Consider the following 22,936-nt stretch of genomic DNA (forward strand, 5'->3'; position numbering starts at 1 on the left):
GCGACGTTGCGCTCCGTGCAACACGCCGGACGGTACAGACCGACGGCCAACGCCGCGCCGGACCGGACGGGCGGCGTCCGCAGCCCGCGCCCGGACCCGTCAACCGGACAGCCTCCTCAGCAGTTCGACGGCGAGCGGGGCCGCGGAGGCCGGGTTCTGACCGGTGACCAGGTTGCGGTCGACCACCACCTTCGGCGCCCAGGGCTCACCGACCTGCACCTCGACACCGGCCTCGGCGAGGCGGTCGGCCAGCAGCCACTTCGCCTGGTCGGCGAAGCCGGCCTGCGCCTCCTCCTCATTGCTGAACGCCGAGACCCGGTAGCCCTTGAACGCATTGCCGCCGTCCTCCTCGACCGCGGCCAGCATCGCGGCCGGCCCGTGGCAGACGACGCCGAGCGGCCTGCCGGACTTCAGCGCGCGGACCAGCAGCCGGCCGGAGTCGGCGTCGACCGCCAGGTCCTCCATCGGGCCGTGACCGCCCGGGTAGTAGACGGCGTCGTAGTCGTCCACCCGGACGTCCGCCAGCCCGATCGGGCGCTTGAACTCCTCGGCGCCGGCGAGCACCTCCGCGACCCTTCGCGCGCCCTCCTCCCCGCCGTTGAAGTCCGGGGCGAGGCTGGCGGCGTCGACGGTCGGCACCACACCGCCCGGCGTGGCCACCGTGACGGAGTGCCCGGCGGCCTTGAACTCCTCGTACGGCGCGGCGGCCTCCTCGGCCCAGTAGCCGGTCGGGTGCCGGGTGCCGTCGGCCAGCGTCCAGTGGTCGGCGCCGGTCATCACGAAAAGGATCTTCTTCGACATGGTGGGTTCTCCGGATCGTCGGCCGGTCGTGCTCGACTCGCTCGTGCCCTCGACGGTAGGCCCGCCCCGGGGTCCGCACCAATCGGAAAGCCCGGCGGGTCAGCCCCTGGCCCGCCGGCGGCGGGGGCCGGGCAGCAGGCCGCGCGCGGCGAAGGTCCAGCGGTTGGCGGCGAGCGCGTCATCGGGCTCGGGGCGGGGACCGCGGCCGTAGTGACGGGTGAAGTCGAAGGGCGTGCGGGTGACGGTGGACCAGCCCCGGGCGGTCAGGTCCGCGGCGGTGTCGGGCCGGGGCTCGTCGTCGAACAGCGCGAGCAGGTCGATGCCGAGACGGTCGCGCGCTGCGAGGTACACGGGGTTGCGGCGCACCGCGGAGGGCTCCATGCCGAGCTTCACCTCGTAGGCCAGGCTGCTCCCGGCGGCGCTCAGCCGGTCGACGGTGGCGACCAGCCGCCGCTCCGCCGCCGCGGGCAGGTAGAGCAGCAGGCCCTCGGCGAGCCAGGCGGTCGGCTCGCCGGGGCGGAAACCGGCGGCGGTCAGCGCGCCGGCCCAGTCGAGGCGCAGGTCACAGGCCACCGGTACCCGCCGCGCCGTCGGCCGCGCGCCGATCCGGTCCAGGACCTGCTGCTTGAAGGCGAGCACCCGGGCCCGGTCGAGCTCGAAGACGGTCGTACCGGACGGCCAGTCCACGCGGTGGGCCCGGGCGTCCAGCCCGGCACCGAGCAGCACCACCTGCCGGGCCCCGAGCCGGGCGGCCCGCAGCAGGTGGTCGTCCAGGGTCCTGGTCCGCAGCGCGAAGTACCCGCCGAGCCGCCCCCAGAGCGGATCCTCCGCGCCGTCCCCGCCGTCCCCACCACCCGGGACGTCCCGGGGGTGGACCGGCCAGTGCGCGGACGCGCGGGCGGCGCGGACGAAGTGCTCGGCGAGCGGGTCCCGGGCCAGCGCGCCGGGGCGGTGGCTCTCGATCGCCCGGGCGGCGGCGACCATCAGCGCGGTCCGTCCGACGCCCCCGTCCACGCCGGTGGCGGCCCCGGGCGAGGTCGTGACGGCGCTGGTGCCGGGGGCGGCCGCGGCGGTGGTCATGGTCGCTCCAGATACTCGGGAAGCCGTGTCCAGACGGCGGGTCGGTCGTGGGTGGTGACGCGGGCGCCGTAGACGCGGCCCATGAAGCGCAGCACGTCCTCGTCGGGGTGGTGCAGGGCGGCGGTGCAGTCACGGAGCACCGTCACGTGGAAGCCCTTCTGGAAGGCGGTGCGCGCGGTGCTGTCCACACAGACGTCGGCGAAGACGCCCGCGAACACCAGGTGCCCGATCCCCCGCCCGGTGAGGTACGGGCCGAACCCCTCCGTGAGGAAGGCGTCGAAAGTGGCGTGCTTGGTGAACACCTCCTCGCCGGGCTCCGGCGCCACGCCGTGGAACTCGGCGCCCCAGCTCCCTTCGAGGCACTTGGGGCGCTTGCCCAGCACGGCGTCCCGGTGGCGCCAGGCGGCGCCCTGGTGCACGGGGTCGCCGAGGAAGCGGACGAAGACCACCTCGGTACCGTGCGCGCGGGCCGTCCGCACGGCCTGGGCCGCGTTGGCGGCGACGGTGGCGAGCCGCTGCGGATCCCCGGGGTAGCGGGCGGCGGCGACGGGGCCGGCGCAGAAGTCGTTCTGCAGGTCGATCACGATCAGCGCGGTCCGCTGCGCAGCGGCACTCACGAACGGTCCGCGAGCGTGCCGACAGGCGGCGTGCCGACGGGCGGCGTGGCGACGGGCGGCGTGGCGACGGGCGGCGGGCCGGAGGAACGGGGGGCGCCGACCGACGGCGGACCGGCGGACGCCCGCGCCGTCAGGGCGTCGAGCACCGCGTCGACCACCGCCGTGGTGGAGTGCCGTCCGCCGAGGTCGGGGGTGCGTATGCCCTGTTCCTCGGCGACGGCCAGGGCGCCCTCGACGGCGGCCACGGCGCCCGGGCAGCCGGCGTGCCGCTCGGCGACGACGGCGGCGGCACGCAGGGTGGCGACCGGATTGACGGTGTCCTTGCCCGCGAGGTCGTCGGCGGAGCCGTGCACGGTCTGGTACTCCACCAGCTCCGCCAGCTCCGGGTGGAGGTGGACGTTCTCCGTGCAGCGGCTCTCCTGCCGCTCACCGCCGAACCGGTCGAGCAGGACGACGTGCATGATGTCGGCCCACTCGTTGCCCGCCAGGATGACCGTGCGGTCCCCGAGGCCGTGCGTGATCAGATTGCGGTTGACCGTGTCGGGCTGGAACAGCCGCACCTCCACGCCGAGGCCCCGCCCGAGCTCTTCCACCCAGTCGTCCAGGGCGCCGTCCAGCAGATGGAACTTGTAGGCCATCACCACCCGGGCGGGCCCGCGGTCGGGCCACTGCCGCCAGGCGCGCCGGACGGCGTAGTCGAGCACCTTGCCGGTGATCTCCCGGCTGAACTCCATGGTGCGGGTGACCACGCCCGGGGCGTGCCGGTTCTCCCCGGTGTAGAAGCCCTGGGCCTCGTCCCGGACCAGCAGCAGCGAGGCGTCCCCGGCCGCGATCGGCTCGACCTTGACGGCCTGCAGACGCTGGCGGACCAGGTAGAGCGACTGGGCGTTGACGGCCGTCCGGAAGACGGCCGTCGTGCCCGCCCGCGCCAGCTCGCGGCAGAACCGCTCGTAGTGGCCGGCGTCCTCCTCGGTGAGCCGGCGGATCCGCTCGGTGTCGCCCACCTCCTGACGGAGCGAGACGTACGAGTGGTAGGTCCGCGGGGACCTGACGATCTCTATCCCGGCGCCGTGCGGGGCCACGATCCGGTGCAGGGCCCGTTCGAAGACGGCGGCGAGCTCCACGCCCGTTCCCCGGCCCACGGCGAGTCCGACTGCTGGTTTCACACTGCTCCTCGGCTGGTCGTCGACTGGTCCGGTACGGGCGGGATGCCTGCGCCGGACTGATCAGGTGGTCGGGCTGCCCACCAGGCGGTCGCCCGGGATCCCGGCCTTGTCCGGGGCGTAGTAGTCGCGGATGCCCTCCGCCCAGGTGGCCACCGGGATCCGGTCGTCGGCGGTCGGTCCGAAGGCGTCGAAGAGGGCGTCGATGTTGGCGTGTCCGAAGCCGATCGCGGTCATCAGCGCCACGAACCGCGGGCGTTCGACCAGGCCGTCGCCGTCCGGGTCGCCGAGCGCGGCCAGAGCGTCGGCGAACTGTCCGATCGTCGGGCCGAAGCGCTCGGGCGACAGGACGAAGCCGCGGAACTCCTCCCGGGTGACGACGCCGTCCCCGTTGGCGTCCAGCTCCGTCTCCAGGACCACCCAGTAGCGCCGGAAGGCGGCCCGGATGGCCTCCTTGGCAGTCTCGTCCGAGTCGGCGGCGGCTTCGACCACGCGCTTGGACATCAGATCGAAGTCGCCGATGTCGATCACGCCGTTGCGGTTCGCGTCGAACAGTTCGAAGACAAGCTCGACCCGCTGGGTGGCCTCGTTCCGCATGTGCCGCTCCTTCTCTCCGTACGTCGGGGCTCGGTGCCCGATCGGTCCTACTATCGGCGAGCGGTGCCGGGGCGGACGGGCCACCGCCGTCTGCTTCACCTGATGGAGTGAAGCGCTCCGGCTCGGCCGACGGTCGGTGCGGTGCCGGGCCGTCCCGGGTCAGCGGACGTAGTACGGGCGGTGGTGCGCGGCGACCGGGGCGGACTGGTACGTCCACACGCCGGCGGCGGGTGCGTCCCCGACCAGGCGGGCGAGGTCGGTGGCGGCCTCCCGGCTGCGGTCCCCCGGCTCCGGCCCGGACTCCGGCCCGGACTCCGGACCCGGCCGCTGCCGCCCGGGGGTGAGCCGGATCCGGTCGGCGGTGCGGGTGTCGAGCGGGTGGAAGCGGTAGGGCTGGTGGACGGTCAGCGGACCGGCGAGCAGCCGCCCGGCGGAGTCGGTGCCGTAACCGGTGACCGGGGTGTTGACCACCGGCTCGCCGTCGAGACCGGCGAGGTCCGCCTCGACCCCGAAGAGCTCCTCGTCGTACCGCCGCAGGCCCTCCGGCCCGAGGCCTGCGCGGTGGCAGACGAAGGACCAGCGGTCGTGCACGGCGGCCGCGTTGAGCGAGGGCAGGACGGCGGTGAACCACCCGGGGTGCTTGGGCTCGGCGTAGAGGCGGGTGCCCGCGTCGATCGCGAGCGGGTTGTCGCAGAGCACGTGGAGGCGGGCGATGCCGAGCAGCCTGGTCTGGTCGTGGCCGCGGGCGTACTGACCGTAGTCGACGGCCGGCAGCCGGTCGGCGGCGGACGCGGGGTGGGCGATGACGTTGATCTCCACCTCCTCGGTGATCCCGCCGCCGGTCGGGTACTGGGCGAAGTACAGCTGGTAGTTGAGCGAGACGCAGGCCCGGCCGCCGAAGTCGGCGGCGGCCAGCGCGGGATGCCGCTCGGCGAGCAGGGCCCGCACCGGTCCGGGGTCGACCAGGAAGTCCACACCGATGTTGTGCAGCGCGCCGTAGTGGAAGGGCAGGTAGTACGGCTCCGGCACGGGCGGCAGCGGCAGACCGGTCATGAGAGCTCCCTGGACGGCGTCGGGGACGAGGTCGGTGACGGAGGAGACGGAGGAGACGGAGGGGACGGAGACGGGGACGGAGCGGCGAGGGTGGCCGGCCGTCGCAGCGCCGTCAGCTCCCGGTGCATGCGGTCGGCGCTGCGCAGGGCCAGCGCGGCCATGGTGAGCGAGGGGTTGGAGGTGCCGAGGGAGGGCATCGAGCCGCAGCCGACGGCGTACAGGTTGGGGTGGTCCCAACAGCGCTGCCACGCATCGACCACGGAGCTGCCCGGCGCGTCGCCCATCACATGGGTGCCGCCGGCGTGCCCGGCGCCCCGGTAGCCGTGGACCCGGCCACGGTGTTCGAGGCGCCCGGGCCAGCCGGGGCCGGCGTCGTAGCGGGTGTGGTCCTCGGCGCCGAGCAGGGCGAACAGCTGGTCGGAGACGGCCCGGGCGGAGGCCATGCCCTGCCGGACGTAGCCCGAGAGGTCGTAGTGCAGGGCGGGCCTCGGCAGTCCGAGCCGGTCGCGGCGGCCGTGGTCGAGGGTGACCCGGTTGGCCGGGTCGGCGGGCTGCTCCAGTTCGAACTGGAGCGAGAACTGGCGGCCGAGGCGGTCGCCGAGACGATCGCGGAGCTCCTTGCCGCGCAGCCCGGCGCGCAACAGGTCCGCGGTCTCGACCCCGGGCGGACGGCCGGCCCAGGACCAGCCCCAGTTGCCGATCTCGATCCGGAAGGGTGCCCGGCGGGCCCGGGCGGCGCCGAACCGGAAGGCCTCCAGGCCGCTGGTGGAGCCCGGTCCCCGGTAGGGGCCGGTCGGCTGCGGCAGCAGGCCCCAGGTGAGCAGCACCGGGTGGTCCATCAGGTTGCGGCCGACCTGGTCGCTGCGGTTGGCGAGACCGGACAGCAGCAGCAGCCGGGCGTTCTCGATCGCGTGGGCGGCGAGCACGACCAGCTCGGCCCGGACCCGGTGGGTGGCGCCCCCGGTGTGGTACTCGACGCCGGTGGCGCGGCCGGTGCCGTCGACCAGGACCCGGCTCACCACGGCGTCGGTGCGCAGCCGGACGCCGGGGGCCCAGCGGGCCTGGGTCCGCAGCGGGGTGTACTTGGCACCGGTGGGGCAGACCGGGACACAGGCGGCGGCGCCCTGGCAGAGCGGGCCCTCCGGGTGGTGGGGGCGGTCGGCGCGATCCGCGTCCTGGGTGGACCGGTGGGCGCCGTCCGCATCGCGCGTCGGCCGGGCGTTGCGGGCGTGCGGGGTGGTGCTGACGGTGAGCCGGGTCTCGCCGTCCGCCGCCGGGTCGCGGGCGGTCCGGCCGTCGAGGGCGCGGGCGACGAGCCGGTCGAGGTGGCTGGCCGGGACGGGGCGCATCGGGAAGGCGTAGTCGTCGGGGATGGGCAGGCCGACGGCGCGGCGTTGCTGCGCGGCGTCGGCGGCGACGCCGAGTTCCCGTTCGGCCTGGCGGTAGTACGGTTCGAGGTCCGGGTAGCCGATCGGCCAGTTGCGGCCGTGGCCGAGGTCGGCGGTGCGGAAGTCCTCGGGGTGCATGCGCGGGGTGAGGCCGGTCCAGAGCAGCCCGGTGCCGCCGTTGGCCCGCAGGTAGCCGCTGGCGTAGGGCAGCGGGCCGTGCTGGACGAGGTGTCCGGTGGCCGTGAACCCGCCGCCGGGCAGGCCGGTCAGGTCGTCGACGTCCGGGGAGGGGGCGTCGGCGCTGCGCGGGTAGGGCGAGGTGGGGGTGCCGCCGCCGGCGGCCCGGTGGGCGGTGCCGGTCGCGGCGGCGCCGGGGACGGCGGGGCCGGCTTCCAGGACGAGCACCCGGTGGCCGTGTCCGCCGAGGCGGTGGGCGACCAGCGAGCCGGCGAAGCCCGCGCCGACCACGACGACGTCCCAGGGGCGGTCGCCGTCGGCGTGGTCGGTGCCGTCGGCGTGGCGGTCCGGCGTCGGGCGGCTCACCGGTCGCCGCCGTCGTGCGGGGCGCGGGCCCAGCTGCCGTGGCCGGGGGCGGTGCTGCCGGGGGCGGCGCCGTGGAAGGTGCGCCACATCAGGCCCCGGTCGTGGGCGCGGGGTGACGAGGGCGGTTCGTCCGGCCAGGCGCCGACGTACCAGAGGTGGAGCAGGGCGTGTTCGTCGCGGACGTGGTGGGCGAGCAGGGTGCGGTGGTGCTCGTGCGCCATCCCGGTGCCGCGCAGCTCGGTCTCGTCGAAGCCGGTCAGGTCGGCGGAGACGCGCAGGAAGGCGTCGAAGTCGGCGAGGCCCGGAAGGCCGTCGGCAGCGGGCATGCGGACCTCGCCGGCCGCGTCGGACCGGTAGTCGTGGTCGTGGTCGTCGATCGCTGGCAAACCGGCACCTCCGTGGTGAGCACGCCCCGAACATGACAGCCGATCGGCGGGAACCCGATCGCGTTGGGAGCGATGCTGCCCCGCCGACCGCCTCCCGAGGTGTTCCGACCGCAATCGTTCGAACCTGCCGGTCTTCTGTCCGACACCTCGCCGAATGGCCGCCAAGCGCTTGTCGGATCAGATGTCGAAATGATCGGAGCGGACCGCCCGGCGCGCTCCGCCGGATGGAGCAGCGCAGCGCGCGGACAGCGCGGCGGGGCTGCGATCTTCGGAGCACGCGCGGCCTCGTCGCGCCGTCCGCCCGGTGCCGAGATCTGGAGGCCCCCGATGTGGCAGGCTCCCCCCGAAGCCGTCCGCTACCCGCCGGAGTGGCTGCCCCCGCTCGACCTGCCCGCCCCCGGACCGCAGAACCGGCTGACCGTGCTGTTGCGGCTGCTGCTGCTGATCCCGCAGTTCATCGTGGTCTGGGCGCTGTCGGTGGTGGCCTTCTTCGTCACGGTCGTCGGCTGGTTCGGCGCGCTGGTCCTGGGCCGGCTGCCCGGCTTCGCCGCCGACTACCTCTCGGCGTACCTGCCGTACGAGACCCGGGTGACGTCCTCCCTCCTGCTGACCCACGACCGCTATCCGCCCTTCGCCTTCCGCACCCCGGACTACCCCGTCCAGGTCGAGCTGCGGCCGGGCGAGCTCAACCGGCTCGCGGTGCTCTTCCGGCTGGTCCTGGTCATCCCGGCGGCCGTCGTGCAGGGGCTGCTGTTCGCCGGCTGGTGGGTGGTCGGCTGGATCAGCTGGCTGGTGGTGCTGATCCTCGGGCGGATGCCGCAGCCGCTGTTCGAGGCGACGGCGGCGGTGCTGCGCTACCGCATGCGGTACCTGGCCTATCTGATGATGCTGACCCCGGCCTACCCGAAGCAGCTCTTCGGCGACGAGCCCGGCTCGGAGCCCGGCGGCCCGGTGTCGGCGACCCGGCCGCTGGTGCTCAGCGGTGCGGGCCGAGGGCTGCTGGTGGCCTTCCTGCTGCTCGGCCTGCTGTCCAGCGCGACCGGCTCGATCACCGCGAGCGTCAACGACGACGACCAGGAGGTCAAGGAGGTCACCGGACCGCTGCTGCCGGGCCCGCCGGCCGGCTGACGAACGGGTCCGGCGCGGGCCCGGCCGCCGCGGACGGGTGGCGGCGCCGCCAGAACGGCCGGGCGGGCCAGCGCCGTTCGAGGCCGTAATGCGCGGCGTGGTTGCGGCGGTAGGCGGTGACCACGCCGGCGACGGCGGTGGCGTAGCGGTCGAGCGCGGACGGGTCGCCGGTGAGCACGGCGTCCACCGCGAGGCCGGCGGCGCGGCCGGTCCACAGCGCGGTGAGGATGCCCTGGGAGGACAGCGGGTCGAAGGCCGCGGCGGCGTCCCCGGCGGCGGTCCAGCCGTCGCCGTGCACGCGGTCGAGGCGGGCGGTGTGCGCCGGGGCACGGACGGGCGAGGCGCGTGAGGAGGACGAGCCGGACGGGGCACACGACGGGAACCGGTACCCGGCGGCCCGGACGGCGGTGGGGCCGGTGGCGCCGAGCCGGTGCCGGAACGCCTCCGCCCCTCCCCGCGCGGCCGGCAGGTCGCCGTCGGTGAAGAAGGCCAGCAGCAGCCGGCCGCCCGGCAGCGGCGCGCTGTACCACCAGCCGTCGGGCCCCGCCTCGACGAGCGTGGTGCTGTCCGCGGCGGCGCCCGCCCCGGGCCCGAGCACCAGGTGCAGCGCGACCAGCCGGTCGCCGACGAGCCGGCGGGCGCCGTGGGTGGTGGCCACGGCGGCCCGGCGTCCGGTGGCGTCGACGACCCAGCGGCAGCGCACCACCACAGCGGGACCCGCGCCGCCGTGCAGGGCGAGCACCCAGCTGCCGTCGGCGTGCCGCCGCACGGGGCGGGCCCCCGCCGTGCGGACCTCCGCCCCGGCCGTCGCGGCGGCCTCGCGAAGCCGCCGGTCGAACAGCCGCCGGTCGAGGTGCCAGCCGGGACCGTGGGGGTCGCGGATGCTGTCCACCGAGGCCGGCACCGCCGATCCCCACACCGAGCGGTTGCCGTAGCAGGGCAGGTGCCCGTCGCCGGGGACGGTGCCGGCGGCGCCGAGGTCGCGCAGCAGCATCCGGGCGGCGGCGGGCAGCGCCTCGCCGATCGCCGGCGGCCCGCCGGGGGCATCGGCGAGCAGGACGCCGCGTCCCCGGCCGGCCAGCGCGAGGGCGGCGGCCGCACCCGCCGGACCGCCGCCCACCACGACCACGTCGTACGACGGCGTCACGAGCCGCCCTCGGCCGGCCGGCCGGCGTCCACGCCGAAGGGGTCGACCTTGTCGAAGTAGCCGATGACGACGTCCTCGCCGGACAGGCCGGTGTGTTCCAGGACCACGCTCGCCGTCTGCGCGGTGTAGGCGTCCAACCCGACGACCGCGGCGGGGACGTGGACGGCGACCAGGTTGCGGTTGTCGGAGACGCCCGTGAGGTCGAAGCCGGGGACGGACTCGACCTGGATCCGGTCCGGGAAGCGGCCGTCGCCCACGGTGTAGGCGCGGACCTCGACGATGCCGAACTTGTACCACTCGGCGGCGGCCTGCGTGAGCTGCTGGTCGTGGTCGCCCTTCAGGCCGCGCAGCCAGGAGGCGCGTTTGGCGAACGCGGCCTCGCGGCCGTCCTCCTCGGTCGGGGTGGTCTCCTTGTTGACGATCAGGAAGTCGCTCTCCTTGAGGACGTGGTTGGGTACCCGTGCGGGCCAGAAGGTCGGCAGGTAGGGGTCGTAGCGCGGGCCGAGGTTGGCGAGGGACTCGTAGCCGGAGCGGCAGCTGGCGGTGTCGGTCTGCCAGGGCACAGCCATCCAGCGGGTCAGGTCGCCCGGCCCGGACTGGTGCAGCGGGCCGTCGGCGCCGAGCGCCCGGGCCTGGCTGAGCTTCTCACCGTAGTCCGGTTCGACGGTGCCCGCGGGGCGCGGGCGGATCCGCAGCGGTTCGCTGTACATGGTGGTGTGGCGGATCGGCCAGGTGACCTCGCAGCCGGGGTGGAAGGCGTCGGCGAGGCAGAAGTCGAGGGCGGCGCGGTCCAGCAGGCCGGGCCGGTCGGCGACCGGCGCGCTCTCCAGGTCGGTCGGGAAGCCCGGCCAGGGCGTGGTCTCGAACTCGCCCTTCATCCAGGCGAGCAGGACCGAGTCCTGGGTCGGGGAGAGCGTCAGGTACTGCAGCAGCGCGGTGGGGATCGGCTTGCTCACCATGCCGTCGCCGTAGATCCAGGGCCAGGGCACCGGGGAGATGCCGTCGCGCTTCGGATCGCGCAGCGACGTGTAGACCTGACGGCGCAGCTCCTCCTGGGTGGCCGACGGGCTGCCGAGCCGGGCGAGGTGGTCGGGGGCCAGGAAGTACTCGGGCCCGCCGAAGCCGAAGTGGGTGGCGAAGCCCTTGTTCACCCATTGGAGTTCGCAGAAGCGGTGGAGGATCGGTTTGACGTCCCGGTCGAAGTTGACGGTCTTCGGCGGCTCCAGCCCGCCCTCGGTGACGAAGAGGTCGTAGAGCACGTCGTACAGGGTCCGCACGGTCTTGACGTCGGGCGCGTAGTTGGGCGGGGCGACCACCACCCAGGCCGGGTCGACGCGCAGCGCCTTGCCGCCGAGGGTGACGGTGGCGGTGACCGGGCCGTCGGAGGTGTCGTCGCACCAGCCGTCGTTGTTGCCGTAGGAGTGGAGTCCGTCGCCGTTGGGGTTGCGGGACTTTCCGAGCCCGCCGAGCACCACCAGGCGGCCGGCCGGGTCGGTGTGCATCCGGCCGAGCGGGACGGCCGTGCCGAGGAAGGAGCCGCCGGTGAACTCGACGACGTCCGTGCTGCCGGCTGCCAGCTTCTTGGCGCCGGGATCGATGATCAGGCTCGCACGGTCGGCGACCGCGGCGTTGCGCCGGGGCTCGGGCTTGTCCTTCATGTCGGGGATGTCCAGCGGGAGGCTGAACTCGTACCAGGCGGCCTTCTTGTTGGCCACGTGCACCGACCATTCGATCGTCACCTGCGGGTCGGTGGCGGTCAGCTCGCGCACGGCCCGCCCGTCGGCGGCGTAGCCGTAGATCCGGAAGCGGGCGGCCTGGCGTTTGATCGCGCCCTGGTCGTCCTTGTAGAAGCCCGCCTGCTCGGCAGGCGGGTCGGGGACCTCCGGGCCGTAGAACCAGCCGTCGTCGCGGGTGCTGTTGCCGACCCGGGCGATGCCGATGGCGGGGTGGATCCTGGCGTAGGCGATGTCGTCGGTCAACGGACGGTCCTCTCGGCGGCCGGGGGCGGGCGGGCCGGCGGCGCCGGAGTGCCCCACTGCCCTGGTTCTTCGGTAGACGAACCAGGGCAGTGGAGGGCGCACCCGGGTGAAGCGCGCGCCGCGCCGGGCCCGTCCGCGCTGCCCGCCGGACGGGTCAGCCGTCGGAAGGACCGGATGAATCGGGAGGACCGGGTGGATCGGGAGGACCGGAAGGATTAGAAGGTCAGGTTCCAGGCGTCGATGGTGCCGGTGTCGCCGGCGGCGCCGTCCTTGACGCGCAGCTTCCAGGTGCCGTCGGCCGGGCTCGCGGAGGCGTTCACCGTGTAGGTCTTGACGACGTCGTCGGCGCTGTCGCCGTTCGGGAAGTCCTCCAGCAGGTGGACGGTGCCGTTCGGGGCGACCAGGGAGACGACCAGGTCGCCGCGGTAGGTGTGCTTGATGTCGACGCCGACCTTGAGCGCCGCGGGGGCGCTGCCGCCGACGCCGGTGACGGTGAGCGGGCTGTCCACGGTGGCGTTGTCGGTGATCGCCACGTCGGTCAGGGTCTCGAAGTACTTGCCCGCCGGCGGGGTGCCGCCGCCGACGGCCTTGAGCGCGTCGACCTGGCCCTCGCCGAAGAAGGAGTTGACGGCCGTGGTACCGGTGCAGCGGCCGTCGGACGCGGGGCAGGCCACGTCGTTGGCCTGGGCGGCGAGCCTGGCCCGGAGGTCGGCCGGGGTGAAGGCGGGGTTGGCGCTCGCGATCAGCGCCGCGACGCCGGTGACGTGCGGGGAGGCCATCGAGGTGCCGCTCTTGGTGCCGTACTTGCCGCCGGGCAGGGTGGAGTAGACCCCGGTGGCGCCGTCCCCGCCGGGCGCGGCGACGTCGATGACGCCCCGGCCGTAGTTGGAGTAGGAGGCCTTGGCGGTGCCGCTGGCCATCGCGGAGACGGTCACCACGCCGGGCAGCTCGGTCGGGATGTCCAGGCAGGCGTTGGTGATGCTCCGGGTGACCTTGGTGGAGTCGTTGGGGCTGTCGCTGTCGGTGGTCTTGTTGGCGAGGTCGTAGTTGGAGTTGCCGGCGGCGGCGACCTGCAGCGAGCCCTTGCCCTCGGCGTACTCCTGGGCGCGGCGGACGCCTTCGATGATGGCCGCCTGGTCCAGGTTGTCCGGGCAGTTGAACTGCCAGGGATCGGTGTAGTAGCTGTTGTTGGTCACCTTGAAGCCGTGGTCGCCGGCCCAGACGAAGCCGCAGACGGTGTTCTCGGCGAAGAACAGCGTGCTGGTCGGCTCGGCGATGCGCACCGAGGCGATCCTGACGCCGGGGGCCACGCCGACGACACCCTTGCCGTTCTTCGCGGCGGCGATGGTGCCGGCGACGTGGGTGCCGTGGGTGTCGACGTCGCGCCAGGCGCCGGTGCGGGTGTCGGGCCTTCCGTACGCGCAGGAGACCGAGTCGGCGGCGTCGAAGTTGGGCGCGAGGTCCTGGTGCTGGTCGTCGACGCCGGTGTCCAGCACACCGACCTTGACGGCGGAGGAGCCGGTGGAGACGGCCCAGGCCTGGTCGGCCTTGATCTGGGTCATGTCCCAGCGGTTGGTCTCGGTGAGGGTGGTGGCCGACTGGGCGGGGTTGGCCGGCAGCGCCGGGTTGTAGGCGTCGGCCGGGACGTCCGAGGTCCGGGTGGCGCCGACCTGCTGGATGCCGGGCACGGCGCGCAGGGTGGCGGCGAAGGTGCCGGCCGTCGCGTGCGCGACGACCACGCCGATCGCGTCGTAACTCGCGAAGACCGTACCGCCGTTGGCGGTCACCGCGGCCTTGGCGGCGGCGACGTCGGCGGGGGCGCTGATCACCAGGTAGGCGCGGGTCCCGGCGGCCCAGCCGGCGGCGGCCGACGGAGCGGTCACCGTGGCCGGGGCCTGCGGGGCGGGGGCGGCCGGGGCGGCGGCCGGGACCGGTCCGGCCGGGGTGGCGGACGCCGTGGTGGCCAGGGTCGCGGGAACGGCCAGGGCCGCGGCGGCGAGGAGGGCGAGCGCGGCGGTGGGGCGGCCGACCTGCCGGGACATCCGACGGGATATCGGACGGGATATCAGGGGTGACACGTGCGTCCTCCGATCGGCCCGTGTTCGAGGGGGTCACACGGGGTTGAACGCAACATGCCAGAACGGCGCATCCTTGGGGAAGGCTTTACGCACGCCCCGCTGTCACAAACGTGTCAACATTTGATTTCCCGCGACCGATCCCGCCCATCCCCGACCACCCCTTGACCGTCCGTTAGAACGCGTACGGCCCGAACCGCCCCCAGGCCACAACCGCCGCGAGGGCCAGCAGCGCCACGTTGACCACCACGCTGCGCCCCTCGCCGCGTCGGCCGTGCACGACGGCGGCACCGACCATGACGATCCCGAGCCCGGTCGCCGCGACCGGCACCAGGCCGGGCGCGATGTCGACGGCGGCCGGCAGGACCAGGCCGATGCCGCCCAGGATCTCCAGCAGGCCGATCACCTTGATCGCGGCGGGCGGGTAGTTCACCGCCCAGGTGCCGGTGGCCTCGATGACCTTTTCCTTGGACTGGAGCAGCTTGGGCGTGCCGGCCGCGAGGAAGAGGGCGGCGAGGAGGCCGGCGAGGACCCAGAGAAAGACGTTCATGTCACTCCGATATTTGAGTTGAAGCTTCAAGCAAAATACGCCGAGCCTACTTGAAGCGTCAAGTGAATGTTCGGGTTACTAGAGTGATCGCCATGAACAGGGACGAACCGCGCTGGCTCAGCGCATCCGAACTGGAGGCCTGGAAGGCGTTCAGCGCGATGATCATCAAACTGCCCGCCGCCCTGGACGCCCAGCTGCGGGCCGACTCGGGCCTGAACCAGTTCGAGTACCTCGTCCTGGCCGGCCTCTCCGACGCCCCGGACCGCACGCTGCGCATGAGCGACCTCGCCGTCCTCGCCAACGGCTCGCTCTCGCGCCTGTCGCACGTGGTCACCCGGCTCGAAGGGCAGGGCTACGTACGCCGCGAGCGCTGCCCGGGCGACGGCCGCGCCACCAACGCCGTGCTCACCGAGGAGGGCTTCCGGAAGCTGGCCGACAGCGCACCCGGCCACGTGGAACAGGTGCGGTCCCTGGTCGTCGACCCCCTGGACCCCGAACAGCTCGAACAGCTGCGCGGGATCTGCCTCCAGGTCCTGCAGGCCATGGACCCCGGCCTGTCCTGGCCCCCGTCCCGGCACTGAGCCCCGGCGGCGCCGGCCCGCGACAGCACCGGTACGCCCGGCGCGGCGCCCTCGGGTAGCCGCGCCGCGCCGGGGCCCGGCGCCGTCAGGCCCGCAGGTGGGAGGTCACGACGTCCAGGACGGCGCGGCGCTCGGGGGTCAGGTAGAAGTGACCCCCCGGGAAGACGTGGATGTCGAAGGCCCCGGTGGTGTGCGCGGCCCAGTCGTGCGCCTGCTCGACCGTCACCCGCGGGTCCGCGTCCCCGGTCAGCACGGTGACCGGTACCGCGACGCCCTCCGCCCGCTCGGCCAGGTACGTCTCGATCGCCGTGTAGTCGCCGCGCAGCGACGGCAGGATCAGCGCCCGCAGCTCCGGATCGGCCAGCAGCCGCTCGTCGGTGCCGCCCAGCCGGGCCAGCTCCGCGATCAGCCCCTCGTCGGGCATCAGGTGCACCGCCGAGTCACGGGGGTGGGACGGCGCCCGGCTGCCCGAGACGCACAGCCGCACCGGGCCGCTCACGCCGTCGCGCTCGAAGCGGCGAGCCACCTCGAAGGCGACCGCCGCACCCATGCTGTGCCCGAACAGCACCAGCGGCCGGTCGGCCCACGGCCGCAGCGCCGTGTAGACGCGCTCGGCGAGTTCGGTCAGCGAGTCCAGGGCCGGCTCGTCGATCCGGTCCAGCCGGCCGGGGTACTGCACGGCGAGCACGTCGGCGTACGGCGAGAGTTCGGCCGACCAGTCCCGGTAGAAGCCGGCCGAGCCGCCCGCGTGCGGGAAGAACACGACCCGGGCGGGCGCCGCGTCGAAGGGGTGGAATCGGCGGAACCAGAGGCTGTCGGTGACGGCGGTGCTGCCGGACATTCAGGGCACTCCCTCGTGGCTGACGGGTCGACAGGATCATCTTTCGCCCCAGTGTCCCCGGCCGACCCGCACCCGCGTCAACCTTGGGCCGTACCGACATCCGGGCCGGTGGCGGAGTCGGTGCCCCGGCCGGTGCCGGAGCCGAACCGCGCCTCGGCCGCCCGGGACCGGGAGACGCCGTCCAGCAGCAGGACCGACACCGCCTCCGGCACGGGCGTCACGGCGGTGCCGCGCGCGTGCGCGCCGAGGGCGGCGCGCAGCCGGCCCAGGCCCCTCCGGTGCCGGGCGAAGGCCCGGCGCGAGGCCCGGCGCCCGCGCGCCCGCTGACCGTCCAGGGCAGTGGCCGCGCCCACGTCCAGCAGGACGAGGTGCAGCTCCCTCCCCTGCCGGGCCGCCTCCCGGGCGAGCCAGCGGCGCATCCACGCCCGGCTGCCGCAGTCGTGCACCAGCAGCGGTCCGCCCCGGCGCACCGAGCGGCGCAGCAGGCGGAAGTGCTCCAGCCGCGCCCACGGCCGGTAGACCGCGTACGGCAGGCGGGCCGGCATGACGGCGGCGCAGGCCTCGTGCACCGCCCGCGGGTCGACGGTGACGGCCTGCGGGGCGCGGGCGGACCAGCGGCGCAGCAGGGTGCTCTTGCCGCTGCCGGGCAGTCCGGAGACCACCACGACCGCGTCGCCCGGGTAGTGGACGGCGAACGGTGCACCGTCCTCGCCGCGCAGGTCCACCAGGCCCCGCGGTTCCATCCCCGCCCCCGTCGTCCGTCCCGCACCGGGCGGGACCGCCCCCGGCCCGTCCATGATGGCCGACCTGTCCATGCCGCCCCCTCACCCCTTCCGTGTCCGACCCGGAACGATAACAATCCACACCCGCGGACCCCCGTTCGGTTCCCGGTCCGGGCGCCGGTCACCGCCCGCGGCCGGGCCTCACCCGAACGGGTCCGTCCATTACCCGCGGCCGGTCCGGGCGCCCTAGGGTGGGCGCCGTTTGGTGAGGTTTCGTCAGTTTCCAGGGGTGTCCCGGGGCGTGCGGGCGGGTCCGGCGCACACCGTTCGCGCTACGGCCGCCCGCGTGCGCGACCGTGCGCGCGGGCGGGCGGCCACCGGAACCGCCCGTGGATGCTCGACCCGACGGACCGGTCTGCCGATATCACCGGCGGCACTTGCTCACGCGTCCTTCTGGAGGCACCTTCCGTGACCTGGCTCCGCGTCCTGGCCGCCCTCGGCATCCTCGCCGCGGCGGCGAGCGCCCTGCTCGTCTTCGCCCTCTGCACGGCCGCGGCCCGCGGCGACCGTTCCACCCGTGACACCCCCGGCGGCGATCTGCGGTCGGACGCCGAGCGTTCCGGGCTGATCCGCCGCACGGGCGGCGACAGCTGAGCCGGGGAACGGCCGCCCCGAGGGTCCACCGAAAGGCCCGTCGGAGGGTTCGGCCCCGGTTCTCCGTCGACACGAGGACACAAGGTGTCCTATGGTGAACAACGTGTCCAACGGTCGGTCCCCCGGCCGCGGGACACCGGCGTGCCGCCCTGCCTCCCCCGAGGCAGGGCGGCACGCGGCCCCCACCCGGACGAAGGAGAATCCCGGCATGGCCGACACCATGACCACCGCCAAGGCGGAGCTGGTCGACCTCGCGCACCGCAGGATGCGCACCGCCATCCCCGACAACGGCTGGACCATCCGCCAGAAGCTCGCGCTCACCTGCCGGATCCTGTTCGACGCCGGCCATGACTCCGGCCTGGCCGGACAGATCACCGCCCGCGCCGAACAGCCCGGCACCTACTACACCCAGCGGCTCGGGCTCGGCTTCGACGAGATCACCGAGGACAACCTGCTGCTGGTCGACGAGGACCTCGAAGTCCTCGACGGCGAGGGCATGGCGAACCCGGCCAACCGCTTCCACAGCTGGGTCTACCGGGCCCGCCCCGACGTGAACTGCATCATCCACACCCACCCGCTGCACATCTCGGCGCTGTCGATGCTCGAAACACCCCTGGTCGTCTCGCACATGGACCTCACCCCGCTGTACGACGACTGCGCCTTCCTGCCCAGCTGGCCCGGCATCCCGGTCGGCAACGAGGAGGGTGAGCTGATCTCCGCCGCGCTCGGCGACAAGCGCGCCCTGCTCCTCGCCCACCACGGCATGCTGGTCGCCACCGGCGGCGTCGAGGAGTCCTGCACCCTCGCCGTGCTCTTCGAACGGGCCGCCCGGCTCCAGCTGCTCGCCTCGGCGGCCGGCCGGATCCAGGAGATACCCGAGGCACTCGCCCGCGAGGCCCACGACTGGACCTCCACCGCCAAGCGCAGCCAGGCCAACTTCGGCTACTACGCCCGCCGCGCGCTGCGCGCCGGTCACGGCGACGCGCTCGGCGTCGCCGGCGCCCGCACCGAGGGTGGTGCCTGAGATGGCCGGACTCGTCCTGGAGGGGATCATCGCCTACCCGGTGACCCCGTTCACCCCCGGCGAGGCAGGCGGCGTCGACACCGTCGCGCTCACCGCCCTCGTCGACCGGCTGATCGACGCCGGCTGCCACGCCGTCGCCCCGCTCGGCTCCACCGGCGAGAGCGCCTACCTGGACGACCAGGAGTGGCACACCACCGCCGAGGCCGCGCTCGCCGCCGTCGCCAAGCGGGTGCCCGCCGTGGTCGGCGTCGCCGACCTCACCACCCGCAGCGCCGTACGGCGCGCCCGGTTCGCCGAACGGGCGGGCGCGGACGCGGTGATGGTGCTGCCGCAGTCCTACTGGAAGCTCGACGAACGCGAGGTGGTCCGGCACTTCACCGAGGTCGCGGACGCCGTCTCCGTCCCGGTGATGATCTACAACAACCCGGCCACCAGCGGCATCGACCTCTCCCCCGAGCTGATGGTCTCGCTGGTCGACCGGGTGGAGAACATCACCATGGTCAAGGAGAGCAGCGGCGACGTGCAGCGGATGCACCGGCTCGCCCAGCTCACCGACGGCGCGCTGCCGTTCTACAACGGCAGCAACCCGCTGGCGCTGGAGGCCTTCGCCGCCGGAGCGGCCGGCTGGTGCACCGCCGCGCCGTGCCTCATCCCCGGCCCGGTCCTGGAACTCCACCGCGCCGTGCGCGCCGGGGACCTGGACACCGCCCGCGAGGTCTTCTACCGCCAGCTCCCCGTCCTGGAGTTCATCCTCCGCGGCGGTCTGCCCACCACCGTCAAGGCCGGCCTGGCCCTGCTCGGCCTCGACGCCGGCGCCCCGCGCCGCCCCCTGCTCCCGCTCGACGAGCCCGGCACCGCCCGTCTCGCCGAACTCCTCGCCACCATGGCCTGAGCCACCGGCACGGAACGACACCCGGCCGCGTGCGGCGGTGGCTCCGGGCCGCCGCCGCACGCGGCTTCACGGTGCCCCGGGGCGTTCCGGCCCCGGGGCACCCGTAAACCGGCTCACCGGACGGGACCGTACCGCTTTCGTTGTCGGTCGGTTTCGCTCCAGGCGTTGCGGTCCTGCGGCTCGACCGAGCCGGGCGGCCGTGTTCCGGATTTGGTGGCTCTATTTCTCAAGTCGCCCTTCCGGGTGATGTTCTGGGCCAATCGGTGATCTTGGGATCTCCGCTGTATTAGTGTCCGGGTCCGACGGCGTTCCGCTGCCGAGGCGGAACGGGCCGGAGAACGTCGTGCCCATCCGCCGAGGCCTGCGGATGGGCACGGTCACGGCCGGTGTCCCGGTTGCCGTCATCGCGGGATCCCACTGGTTCGAACTCTCGGAGGAGCACACGATGGCGACTGCGCGCTTCGGTCTCGAAGCAGCCCCGAACGATGACGAGTTCGTGTTCCGACTCGATGACGAAGAGCGGATCAGGCAGGCCCGGGACATCCTGGCGGGAATCGAGACGTCAAAGGTCCACGTCCAGGGGCGGGTCGTCGCGGAGAAGTCGGACCACAACCCGGACTGGAACTTCCATCTGGACCCCGGCAGCATCACGTTCTTCGACGAGGCGGACGAGGACTGCGACGCCTCGGCGCACTACGTCGCGATGCAGTTGGACCGCGTCGGCGAGGAGGGCTTCCTGCCGGACAACATCTGGGCCCCCACGCGTTCGAAGATCACCCGCGAGTTCGACGTCTGAGCGCTCCCGCTCCGTCCACTCAGAACCTCCGCCCGCACAGGGCCGAAAGACGGCGCCGTGGTCCACGCCGACGACACCAACGGCGGAGGCTGGTCCGACTGGTCCGACTGGTCCACGGTCGTCCGACGGTCCGCCCCGCGGCAGCTGCGGCCCGTACGCACACCGTCCGGCCCGGGACGCCACCGGGCCGGACGGCCTGGGTGATCTTCGAGCGGCTAGGCTCGGGCCTTTCGGCGCGTCGGGGACGAAAGGAACGGTGGGACGGGTGGGCCGGTGGGAGCGGGCGCTGGACGCGGCGGGGGTCCGGGAGGCCGGGTTGCGGGCCGAGTACGGGCGGCAGCGCGAGCAGGTGACCCGCTACCGGCGGGAGGTCGCGGTGGCGGCCGGGCTGCTGCTGCCCGAGCGCACCGTCCCGCACGTGATCACCGCCGCCGCGTTCATGCACCGCACGGACACCCTGCTCGACAGCGGTCCGGTGGCCGGCCGGCGGGAGGCCGCCGCCCGGTGGCGCCAGCGGGTCACCGACGGCCTCGCCGCCGGCCGCACCGACGACCCCGGGCTGCGCCCCCTGCTGCACAGCGCGGCAGCCCACCCCGTCCTGCGCGAGCGGGTCCTGGACTACCTGGCGGCGGCGGACGCCGACCTCGACTTCACCGGGTTCGCCACCGAGGCGGACTACCAGCGCTATGTCGACGGGTACTCGCTGCCGGGCTTCATGGTCGTCGCCGCGCTGCTCGGCCCGGCCGGCGACCAGAGCGCCTACCGGGCCGCCTGCCGGACCTTCATCGACGGCAGCCAGCGGCTCGACTTCGTCAACGACCTGGCCGAGGACCTCGCCGAGGGCCGGCTCACGATCCCCCGGCAGGCGCTGGAGCGGCACGGCGTCACCCGGGACGACCTGGAGCAGGCCCGCGACCGCCCGGCCGTCCGGGCCCTGCTCGGCGAACTGCTCGACACCGCCGACCGCACGCTGGCCGAGGGCCGGGCCGTCGTCGAGCTGGTGCCCGCCGCGCACCGGCCGATGGTCCGCTGCGTCGTCGAGGTGGAGACGCTCACCAGTGCCGCCGCCCGGGCCGACCTCGGGGCGCTGCTGCACCGCTCCGCGAGCCCGGCCAAGCCGGCCGCGCTGCGGCTGCTCGCCCGGGAGTACCTGCGGGCCCGGCGGGCCCACCGCCACCAGCGCTGACCGGCCGGGACGGCGTCAGCGGCGTCGACGGCGTCAGGGCAGGGTCGGGACGCGGTCGCCGGGACCGGCCGGGTCGTCGTGGATCACCACGAGGATCGCGGCCGGTGCCCCGCCGGTGGAGCGGCAGCGGTGCGGCAGCGCGGCGTTGAAGTAGACGCTGTCCCCCGCGGCGAGGGCGACGGTCCGCTCCGGGAACTCCAGCTCGGCGGTGCCCTCGTGGACGAAGAGGAACTCCTCGCCCGCGTGGGACTTGAACGGCGCGTCGGCGGGCTCCAGCGGCGGGTGCATCATGAACGGCACCATCTGCTTGCCGGCCAGCCCGGTGGCGATGCCCTCGTAGCGGGCACCGCCCGGGACGGCGCCCGCGGTCATCGGGGTCCGCTCGCCGGCCCGCACCACCGTGACCAGCTCGGGCTCAACCTCGTCCGAGAAGAGCCGCCCGACGTCCACGTTGAGCGCGTGCGCGAGCTTCAGCGCGGTGGAGATCGACGGGTCGCTCAGGCCGCGCTCCACCTTGGAGAGGTAGCTCTTGGTGACGCCGACCTGCGCCGCCAACGCCTCCAGGCTCAGCCGGTTCTGCTTCCTCAGCACCCTCACCCGGCTGCTCACGGGCCGCCCCTCGCCACCTGTCGCCACCTGCCACCGCCTGCCGTCGCCGCGGAACGTTCCGGTCCAGTATCCCAGCACCGGATCGCCGGACCGTCAGTGCCCTTCGAGGTCGTCGGGGCGCACCGCGATGTGGTCCGGGGCGAGTTCGACGGCGACGCGGTGCTCCATGCCGAGCGCCTCCAGGAACTTGGCCGGGAGCTGGACCCGGCCGGTGCGGTCCAGCATCACGTACTCGGTCTCGTTGACCGACTCCTCGCCGTGCTCGTCGGTGAGGGTGCGGCGGAGCACCTCGCTGCTGGTACGGCCGTCGCGGATGGCGACGGTGCGGCGGACCTCGCCGGCCACCATCGGGTCGTGGGTGACGATGACGACGGTGGCGCCGAGTTCCCGGTTGACGGTGCGGAAGGCCTCGAAGATGCTCGCCCCGGTCTCCGAGTCCAGCTCACCGGTGGGCTCGTCGGCGAGCAGCACCGGCGGGTTGTTGGCCATGGCGACGGCGATGGCGACGCGCTGCTGCTGGCCGCCGGACATCTCGCTCGGCCGGCGGCGGGCGAGCTCGCCGATCTCCAGGGCCTCCAGCAGTTCGGCGACCCGGGCGGCCTGCCCGCGCGATCCGCCGTGCGTCCGGCGGCCACCGCGCAGCTGCATCGGCAGGGCGATGTTCTCGGCGGCGGTGAGGAAGGGCAGCAGGTTGCGGGCGGTCTGCTGCCAGATGAAGCCGACCACCTCGCGGCGGTAGCGCAGCCGTTCGCGCGGGGACATCTCCAGCAGGTCGCAGCCGGCGACGGTGGCGGTGCCGGCGGTCGGCACGTCCAGCCCGGCGAGGATGGTCAGCAGGGTGGACTTGCCGCTGCCGGAGGCACCGACCAGCGCGACCAGGTCGCCCTGGCGGATGGTCAGTTCGAGGCCCTGCAGGGCCTGCACCTCGACTCCCTGGGCGCTGAAGATGCGCACCAGCCGGTCGCAGACGATCGCGGCGTCCGCGCCGTGGGCGCCCCTGGGCCCGGCCGCGGCGGCGCGTGCCCGCTCCTGGAGTTCCTGGAAGGTGGGGGCCTGGGCGGTCCGCTGCTCCTGGGCGCTGCCGTTCACCGCGGCTCTCCTCTCGTCGGCGCTGGGGTGGTGGT

General features: G+C 74.2%; 23 protein-coding genes. 7 read left to right on the forward strand and 16 right to left on the reverse strand.

Going from position 1 to position 22,936, the window contains the following annotated elements:
* Nucleotides 1–99 precede the first annotated feature (99 nt).
* The 8 genes from ABZW10_RS06930 to ABZW10_RS06965 form a co-directional block, all read right to left on the reverse strand.
* The gene (locus ABZW10_RS06930) at nucleotides 100–801 is read right to left on the reverse strand and encodes a type 1 glutamine amidotransferase domain-containing protein (protein WP_355361135.1); all 702 of its coding nucleotides are present in this window, start codon (nucleotides 799–801) and stop codon (nucleotides 100–102) included.
* Nucleotides 802–900: 99 nt separating this feature from the next.
* The gene (locus ABZW10_RS06935) at nucleotides 901–1,785 is read right to left on the reverse strand and encodes an SAM-dependent methyltransferase (RefSeq protein ID WP_355361533.1); all 885 of its coding nucleotides are present in this window, start codon (nucleotides 1,783–1,785) and stop codon (nucleotides 901–903) included.
* A 92-nt stretch (nucleotides 1,786–1,877) separates the two neighbouring features.
* Complete coding sequence (locus ABZW10_RS06940; protein ID WP_355361137.1) at nucleotides 1,878–2,498, reverse strand: cysteine hydrolase; 621 nt, start codon at nucleotides 2,496–2,498, stop codon at nucleotides 1,878–1,880.
* A complete protein-coding gene (locus tag ABZW10_RS06945; protein WP_355361139.1) occupies nucleotides 2,495–3,664 on the reverse strand; it encodes an isocitrate/isopropylmalate family dehydrogenase in 1,170 nt (389 codons plus the stop codon). The genes ABZW10_RS06940 and ABZW10_RS06945 overlap by 4 nt, the downstream gene beginning before the upstream one ends.
* Nucleotides 3,665–3,724: 60 nt before the next feature.
* Nucleotides 3,725–4,258, reverse strand: coding sequence for an EF-hand domain-containing protein (locus ABZW10_RS06950; RefSeq protein ID WP_355361141.1), 534 nt, complete (start codon nucleotides 4,256–4,258; stop codon nucleotides 3,725–3,727).
* A gap of 159 nt (nucleotides 4,259–4,417) precedes the next feature.
* Nucleotides 4,418–5,311 carry a hypothetical protein gene (locus tag ABZW10_RS06955; protein ID WP_355361143.1) on the reverse strand — a complete coding sequence of 298 codons (894 nt, stop codon included), beginning with the start codon at nucleotides 5,309–5,311 and terminating at the stop codon, nucleotides 4,418–4,420.
* Nucleotides 5,308–7,242 carry a GMC family oxidoreductase gene (locus ABZW10_RS06960; RefSeq protein ID WP_355361145.1) on the reverse strand — a complete coding sequence of 645 codons (1,935 nt, stop codon included), beginning with the start codon at nucleotides 7,240–7,242 and terminating at the stop codon, nucleotides 5,308–5,310. Before ABZW10_RS06960 ends, ABZW10_RS06955 begins: the two co-directional genes overlap by 4 nt.
* Entirely contained in the window at nucleotides 7,239–7,628 is a 390-nt protein-coding gene (locus ABZW10_RS06965; RefSeq protein ID WP_355361147.1) for a hypothetical protein, read from the reverse strand. The genes ABZW10_RS06960 and ABZW10_RS06965 overlap by 4 nt, the downstream gene beginning before the upstream one ends.
* 327 nt (nucleotides 7,629–7,955) lie before the next feature.
* Here ABZW10_RS06965 and ABZW10_RS06970 point away from each other — a divergent pair, with 327 nt between their 5' ends.
* The gene (locus ABZW10_RS06970) at nucleotides 7,956–8,756 is read left to right on the forward strand and encodes a DUF4389 domain-containing protein (protein WP_355361149.1); all 801 of its coding nucleotides are present in this window, start codon (nucleotides 7,956–7,958) and stop codon (nucleotides 8,754–8,756) included.
* Here ABZW10_RS06970 and ABZW10_RS06975 read toward each other — a convergent pair.
* The 4 genes from ABZW10_RS06975 to ABZW10_RS06990 all read right to left on the reverse strand — a co-directional run bounded on the left by ABZW10_RS06975 (nucleotide 8,719) and on the right by ABZW10_RS06990 (nucleotide 14,507).
* Complete coding sequence (locus ABZW10_RS06975) at nucleotides 8,719–9,903, reverse strand: tryptophan 7-halogenase (protein ID WP_355361151.1); 1,185 nt, start codon at nucleotides 9,901–9,903, stop codon at nucleotides 8,719–8,721. The genes ABZW10_RS06970 and ABZW10_RS06975 overlap by 38 nt on opposite strands.
* On the reverse strand, nucleotides 9,900–11,882 hold the full coding sequence (locus tag ABZW10_RS06980; protein WP_355361153.1) for a LodA/GoxA family CTQ-dependent oxidase: 1,983 nt from the start codon (nucleotides 11,880–11,882) through the stop codon (nucleotides 9,900–9,902). The genes ABZW10_RS06975 and ABZW10_RS06980 overlap by 4 nt, the downstream gene beginning before the upstream one ends.
* Before the next feature lie 215 nt (nucleotides 11,883–12,097).
* Complete coding sequence (locus ABZW10_RS06985) at nucleotides 12,098–13,924, reverse strand: S8 family serine peptidase (protein WP_355361155.1); 1,827 nt, start codon at nucleotides 13,922–13,924, stop codon at nucleotides 12,098–12,100.
* 208 nt (nucleotides 13,925–14,132) lie between these two features.
* Nucleotides 14,133–14,507, reverse strand: a complete 375-nt coding sequence (locus ABZW10_RS06990; RefSeq protein WP_355361157.1) for a DoxX family protein — start codon at nucleotides 14,505–14,507, stop codon at nucleotides 14,133–14,135.
* A 92-nt stretch (nucleotides 14,508–14,599) separates the two neighbouring features.
* Between ABZW10_RS06990 and ABZW10_RS06995 the strand changes: the two genes are divergently transcribed.
* Nucleotides 14,600–15,088, forward strand: coding sequence for a MarR family transcriptional regulator (locus ABZW10_RS06995; protein ID WP_355361159.1), 489 nt, complete (start codon nucleotides 14,600–14,602; stop codon nucleotides 15,086–15,088).
* 85 nt (nucleotides 15,089–15,173) lie between these two features.
* Here the strand turns inward: ABZW10_RS06995 and ABZW10_RS07000 are convergent, their stop codons facing one another.
* Nucleotides 15,174–15,929, reverse strand: coding sequence for an alpha/beta fold hydrolase (locus tag ABZW10_RS07000; protein WP_355361161.1), 756 nt, complete (start codon nucleotides 15,927–15,929; stop codon nucleotides 15,174–15,176).
* A 77-nt stretch (nucleotides 15,930–16,006) separates the two neighbouring features.
* Nucleotides 16,007–16,672 (reverse strand): AAA family ATPase, encoded by a 666-nt coding sequence (locus ABZW10_RS07005; RefSeq protein WP_355361163.1) that lies wholly within the window; start codon nucleotides 16,670–16,672, stop codon nucleotides 16,007–16,009.
* A 447-nt stretch (nucleotides 16,673–17,119) separates the two neighbouring features.
* Between ABZW10_RS07005 and ABZW10_RS07010 the strand changes: the two genes are divergently transcribed.
* The 5 genes from ABZW10_RS07010 to ABZW10_RS07030 all read left to right on the forward strand — a co-directional run bounded on the left by ABZW10_RS07010 (nucleotide 17,120) and on the right by ABZW10_RS07030 (nucleotide 21,203).
* On the forward strand, nucleotides 17,120–17,305 hold the full coding sequence (locus ABZW10_RS07010; RefSeq protein ID WP_355361165.1) for a hypothetical protein: 186 nt from the start codon (nucleotides 17,120–17,122) through the stop codon (nucleotides 17,303–17,305).
* A gap of 208 nt (nucleotides 17,306–17,513) precedes the next feature.
* A complete protein-coding gene (locus ABZW10_RS07015; protein ID WP_355361167.1) occupies nucleotides 17,514–18,329 on the forward strand; it encodes an aldolase in 816 nt (271 codons plus the stop codon).
* Between the two features lies 1 nt (nucleotide 18,330).
* A complete protein-coding gene (locus ABZW10_RS07020) occupies nucleotides 18,331–19,221 on the forward strand; it encodes a dihydrodipicolinate synthase family protein (RefSeq protein ID WP_355361169.1) in 891 nt (296 codons plus the stop codon).
* Between the two features lie 289 nt (nucleotides 19,222–19,510).
* Nucleotides 19,511–20,017: a hypothetical protein gene (locus ABZW10_RS07025; protein WP_355361171.1), complete on the forward strand. Its 507-nt coding sequence runs from the start codon at nucleotides 19,511–19,513 to the stop codon at nucleotides 20,015–20,017.
* A 265-nt stretch (nucleotides 20,018–20,282) separates the two neighbouring features.
* The gene (locus ABZW10_RS07030; RefSeq protein WP_355361173.1) at nucleotides 20,283–21,203 is read left to right on the forward strand and encodes a squalene/phytoene synthase family protein; all 921 of its coding nucleotides are present in this window, start codon (nucleotides 20,283–20,285) and stop codon (nucleotides 21,201–21,203) included.
* Between the two features lie 33 nt (nucleotides 21,204–21,236).
* Here the strand turns inward: ABZW10_RS07030 and ABZW10_RS07035 are convergent, their stop codons facing one another.
* Together ABZW10_RS07035 and ABZW10_RS07040 are read right to left on the reverse strand one after the other, a co-directional pair.
* Entirely contained in the window at nucleotides 21,237–21,812 is a 576-nt protein-coding gene (locus ABZW10_RS07035) for an XRE family transcriptional regulator (RefSeq protein ID WP_355361175.1), read from the reverse strand.
* 93 nt (nucleotides 21,813–21,905) lie between these two features.
* The gene (locus ABZW10_RS07040) at nucleotides 21,906–22,901 is read right to left on the reverse strand and encodes an ABC transporter ATP-binding protein (RefSeq protein WP_355361177.1); all 996 of its coding nucleotides are present in this window, start codon (nucleotides 22,899–22,901) and stop codon (nucleotides 21,906–21,908) included.
* Nucleotides 22,902–22,936: the final 35 nt, after the last annotated feature.

The sequence above is a fragment of the Kitasatospora sp. NPDC004723 genome, from assembly GCF_040609255.1.
Taxonomy (GTDB): Bacteria; Actinomycetota; Actinomycetes; order Streptomycetales; family Streptomycetaceae; genus Kitasatospora.

Excerpts from the sequence above, each read along its gene's own strand:
- ABZW10_RS07000 (WP_355361161.1), bottom strand. The coding sequence starts at position 15,929 with ATGTCCGGCAGCACCGCCGTCACCGACAGCCTCTGGTTCCGCCGATTC.
- ABZW10_RS06985 (WP_355361155.1), bottom strand. The coding sequence starts at position 13,924 with ATGTCCCGGCAGGTCGGCCGCCCCACCGCCGCGCTCGCCCTCCTCGCC.
- ABZW10_RS06950 (WP_355361141.1), bottom strand. The coding sequence starts at position 4,258 with ATGCGGAACGAGGCCACCCAGCGGGTCGAGCTTGTCTTCGAACTGTTC.
- ABZW10_RS06970 (WP_355361149.1), top strand. The coding sequence starts at position 7,956 with ATGTGGCAGGCTCCCCCCGAAGCCGTCCGCTACCCGCCGGAGTGGCTG.
- ABZW10_RS06995 (WP_355361159.1), top strand. The coding sequence starts at position 14,600 with ATGAACAGGGACGAACCGCGCTGGCTCAGCGCATCCGAACTGGAGGCC.
- ABZW10_RS07020 (WP_355361169.1), top strand. The coding sequence starts at position 18,331 with ATGGCCGGACTCGTCCTGGAGGGGATCATCGCCTACCCGGTGACCCCG.
- ABZW10_RS06935 (WP_355361533.1), bottom strand. The coding sequence starts at position 1,785 with ATGGTCGCCGCCGCCCGGGCGATCGAGAGCCACCGCCCCGGCGCGCTG.
- ABZW10_RS07015 (WP_355361167.1), top strand. The coding sequence starts at position 17,514 with ATGGCCGACACCATGACCACCGCCAAGGCGGAGCTGGTCGACCTCGCG.
- ABZW10_RS06955 (WP_355361143.1), bottom strand. The coding sequence starts at position 5,311 with ATGACCGGTCTGCCGCTGCCGCCCGTGCCGGAGCCGTACTACCTGCCC.
- ABZW10_RS07005 (WP_355361163.1), bottom strand. The coding sequence starts at position 16,672 with ATGGAACCGCGGGGCCTGGTGGACCTGCGCGGCGAGGACGGTGCACCG.
- ABZW10_RS06930 (WP_355361135.1), bottom strand. The coding sequence starts at position 801 with ATGTCGAAGAAGATCCTTTTCGTGATGACCGGCGCCGACCACTGGACG.
- ABZW10_RS06990 (WP_355361157.1), bottom strand. The coding sequence starts at position 14,507 with ATGAACGTCTTTCTCTGGGTCCTCGCCGGCCTCCTCGCCGCCCTCTTC.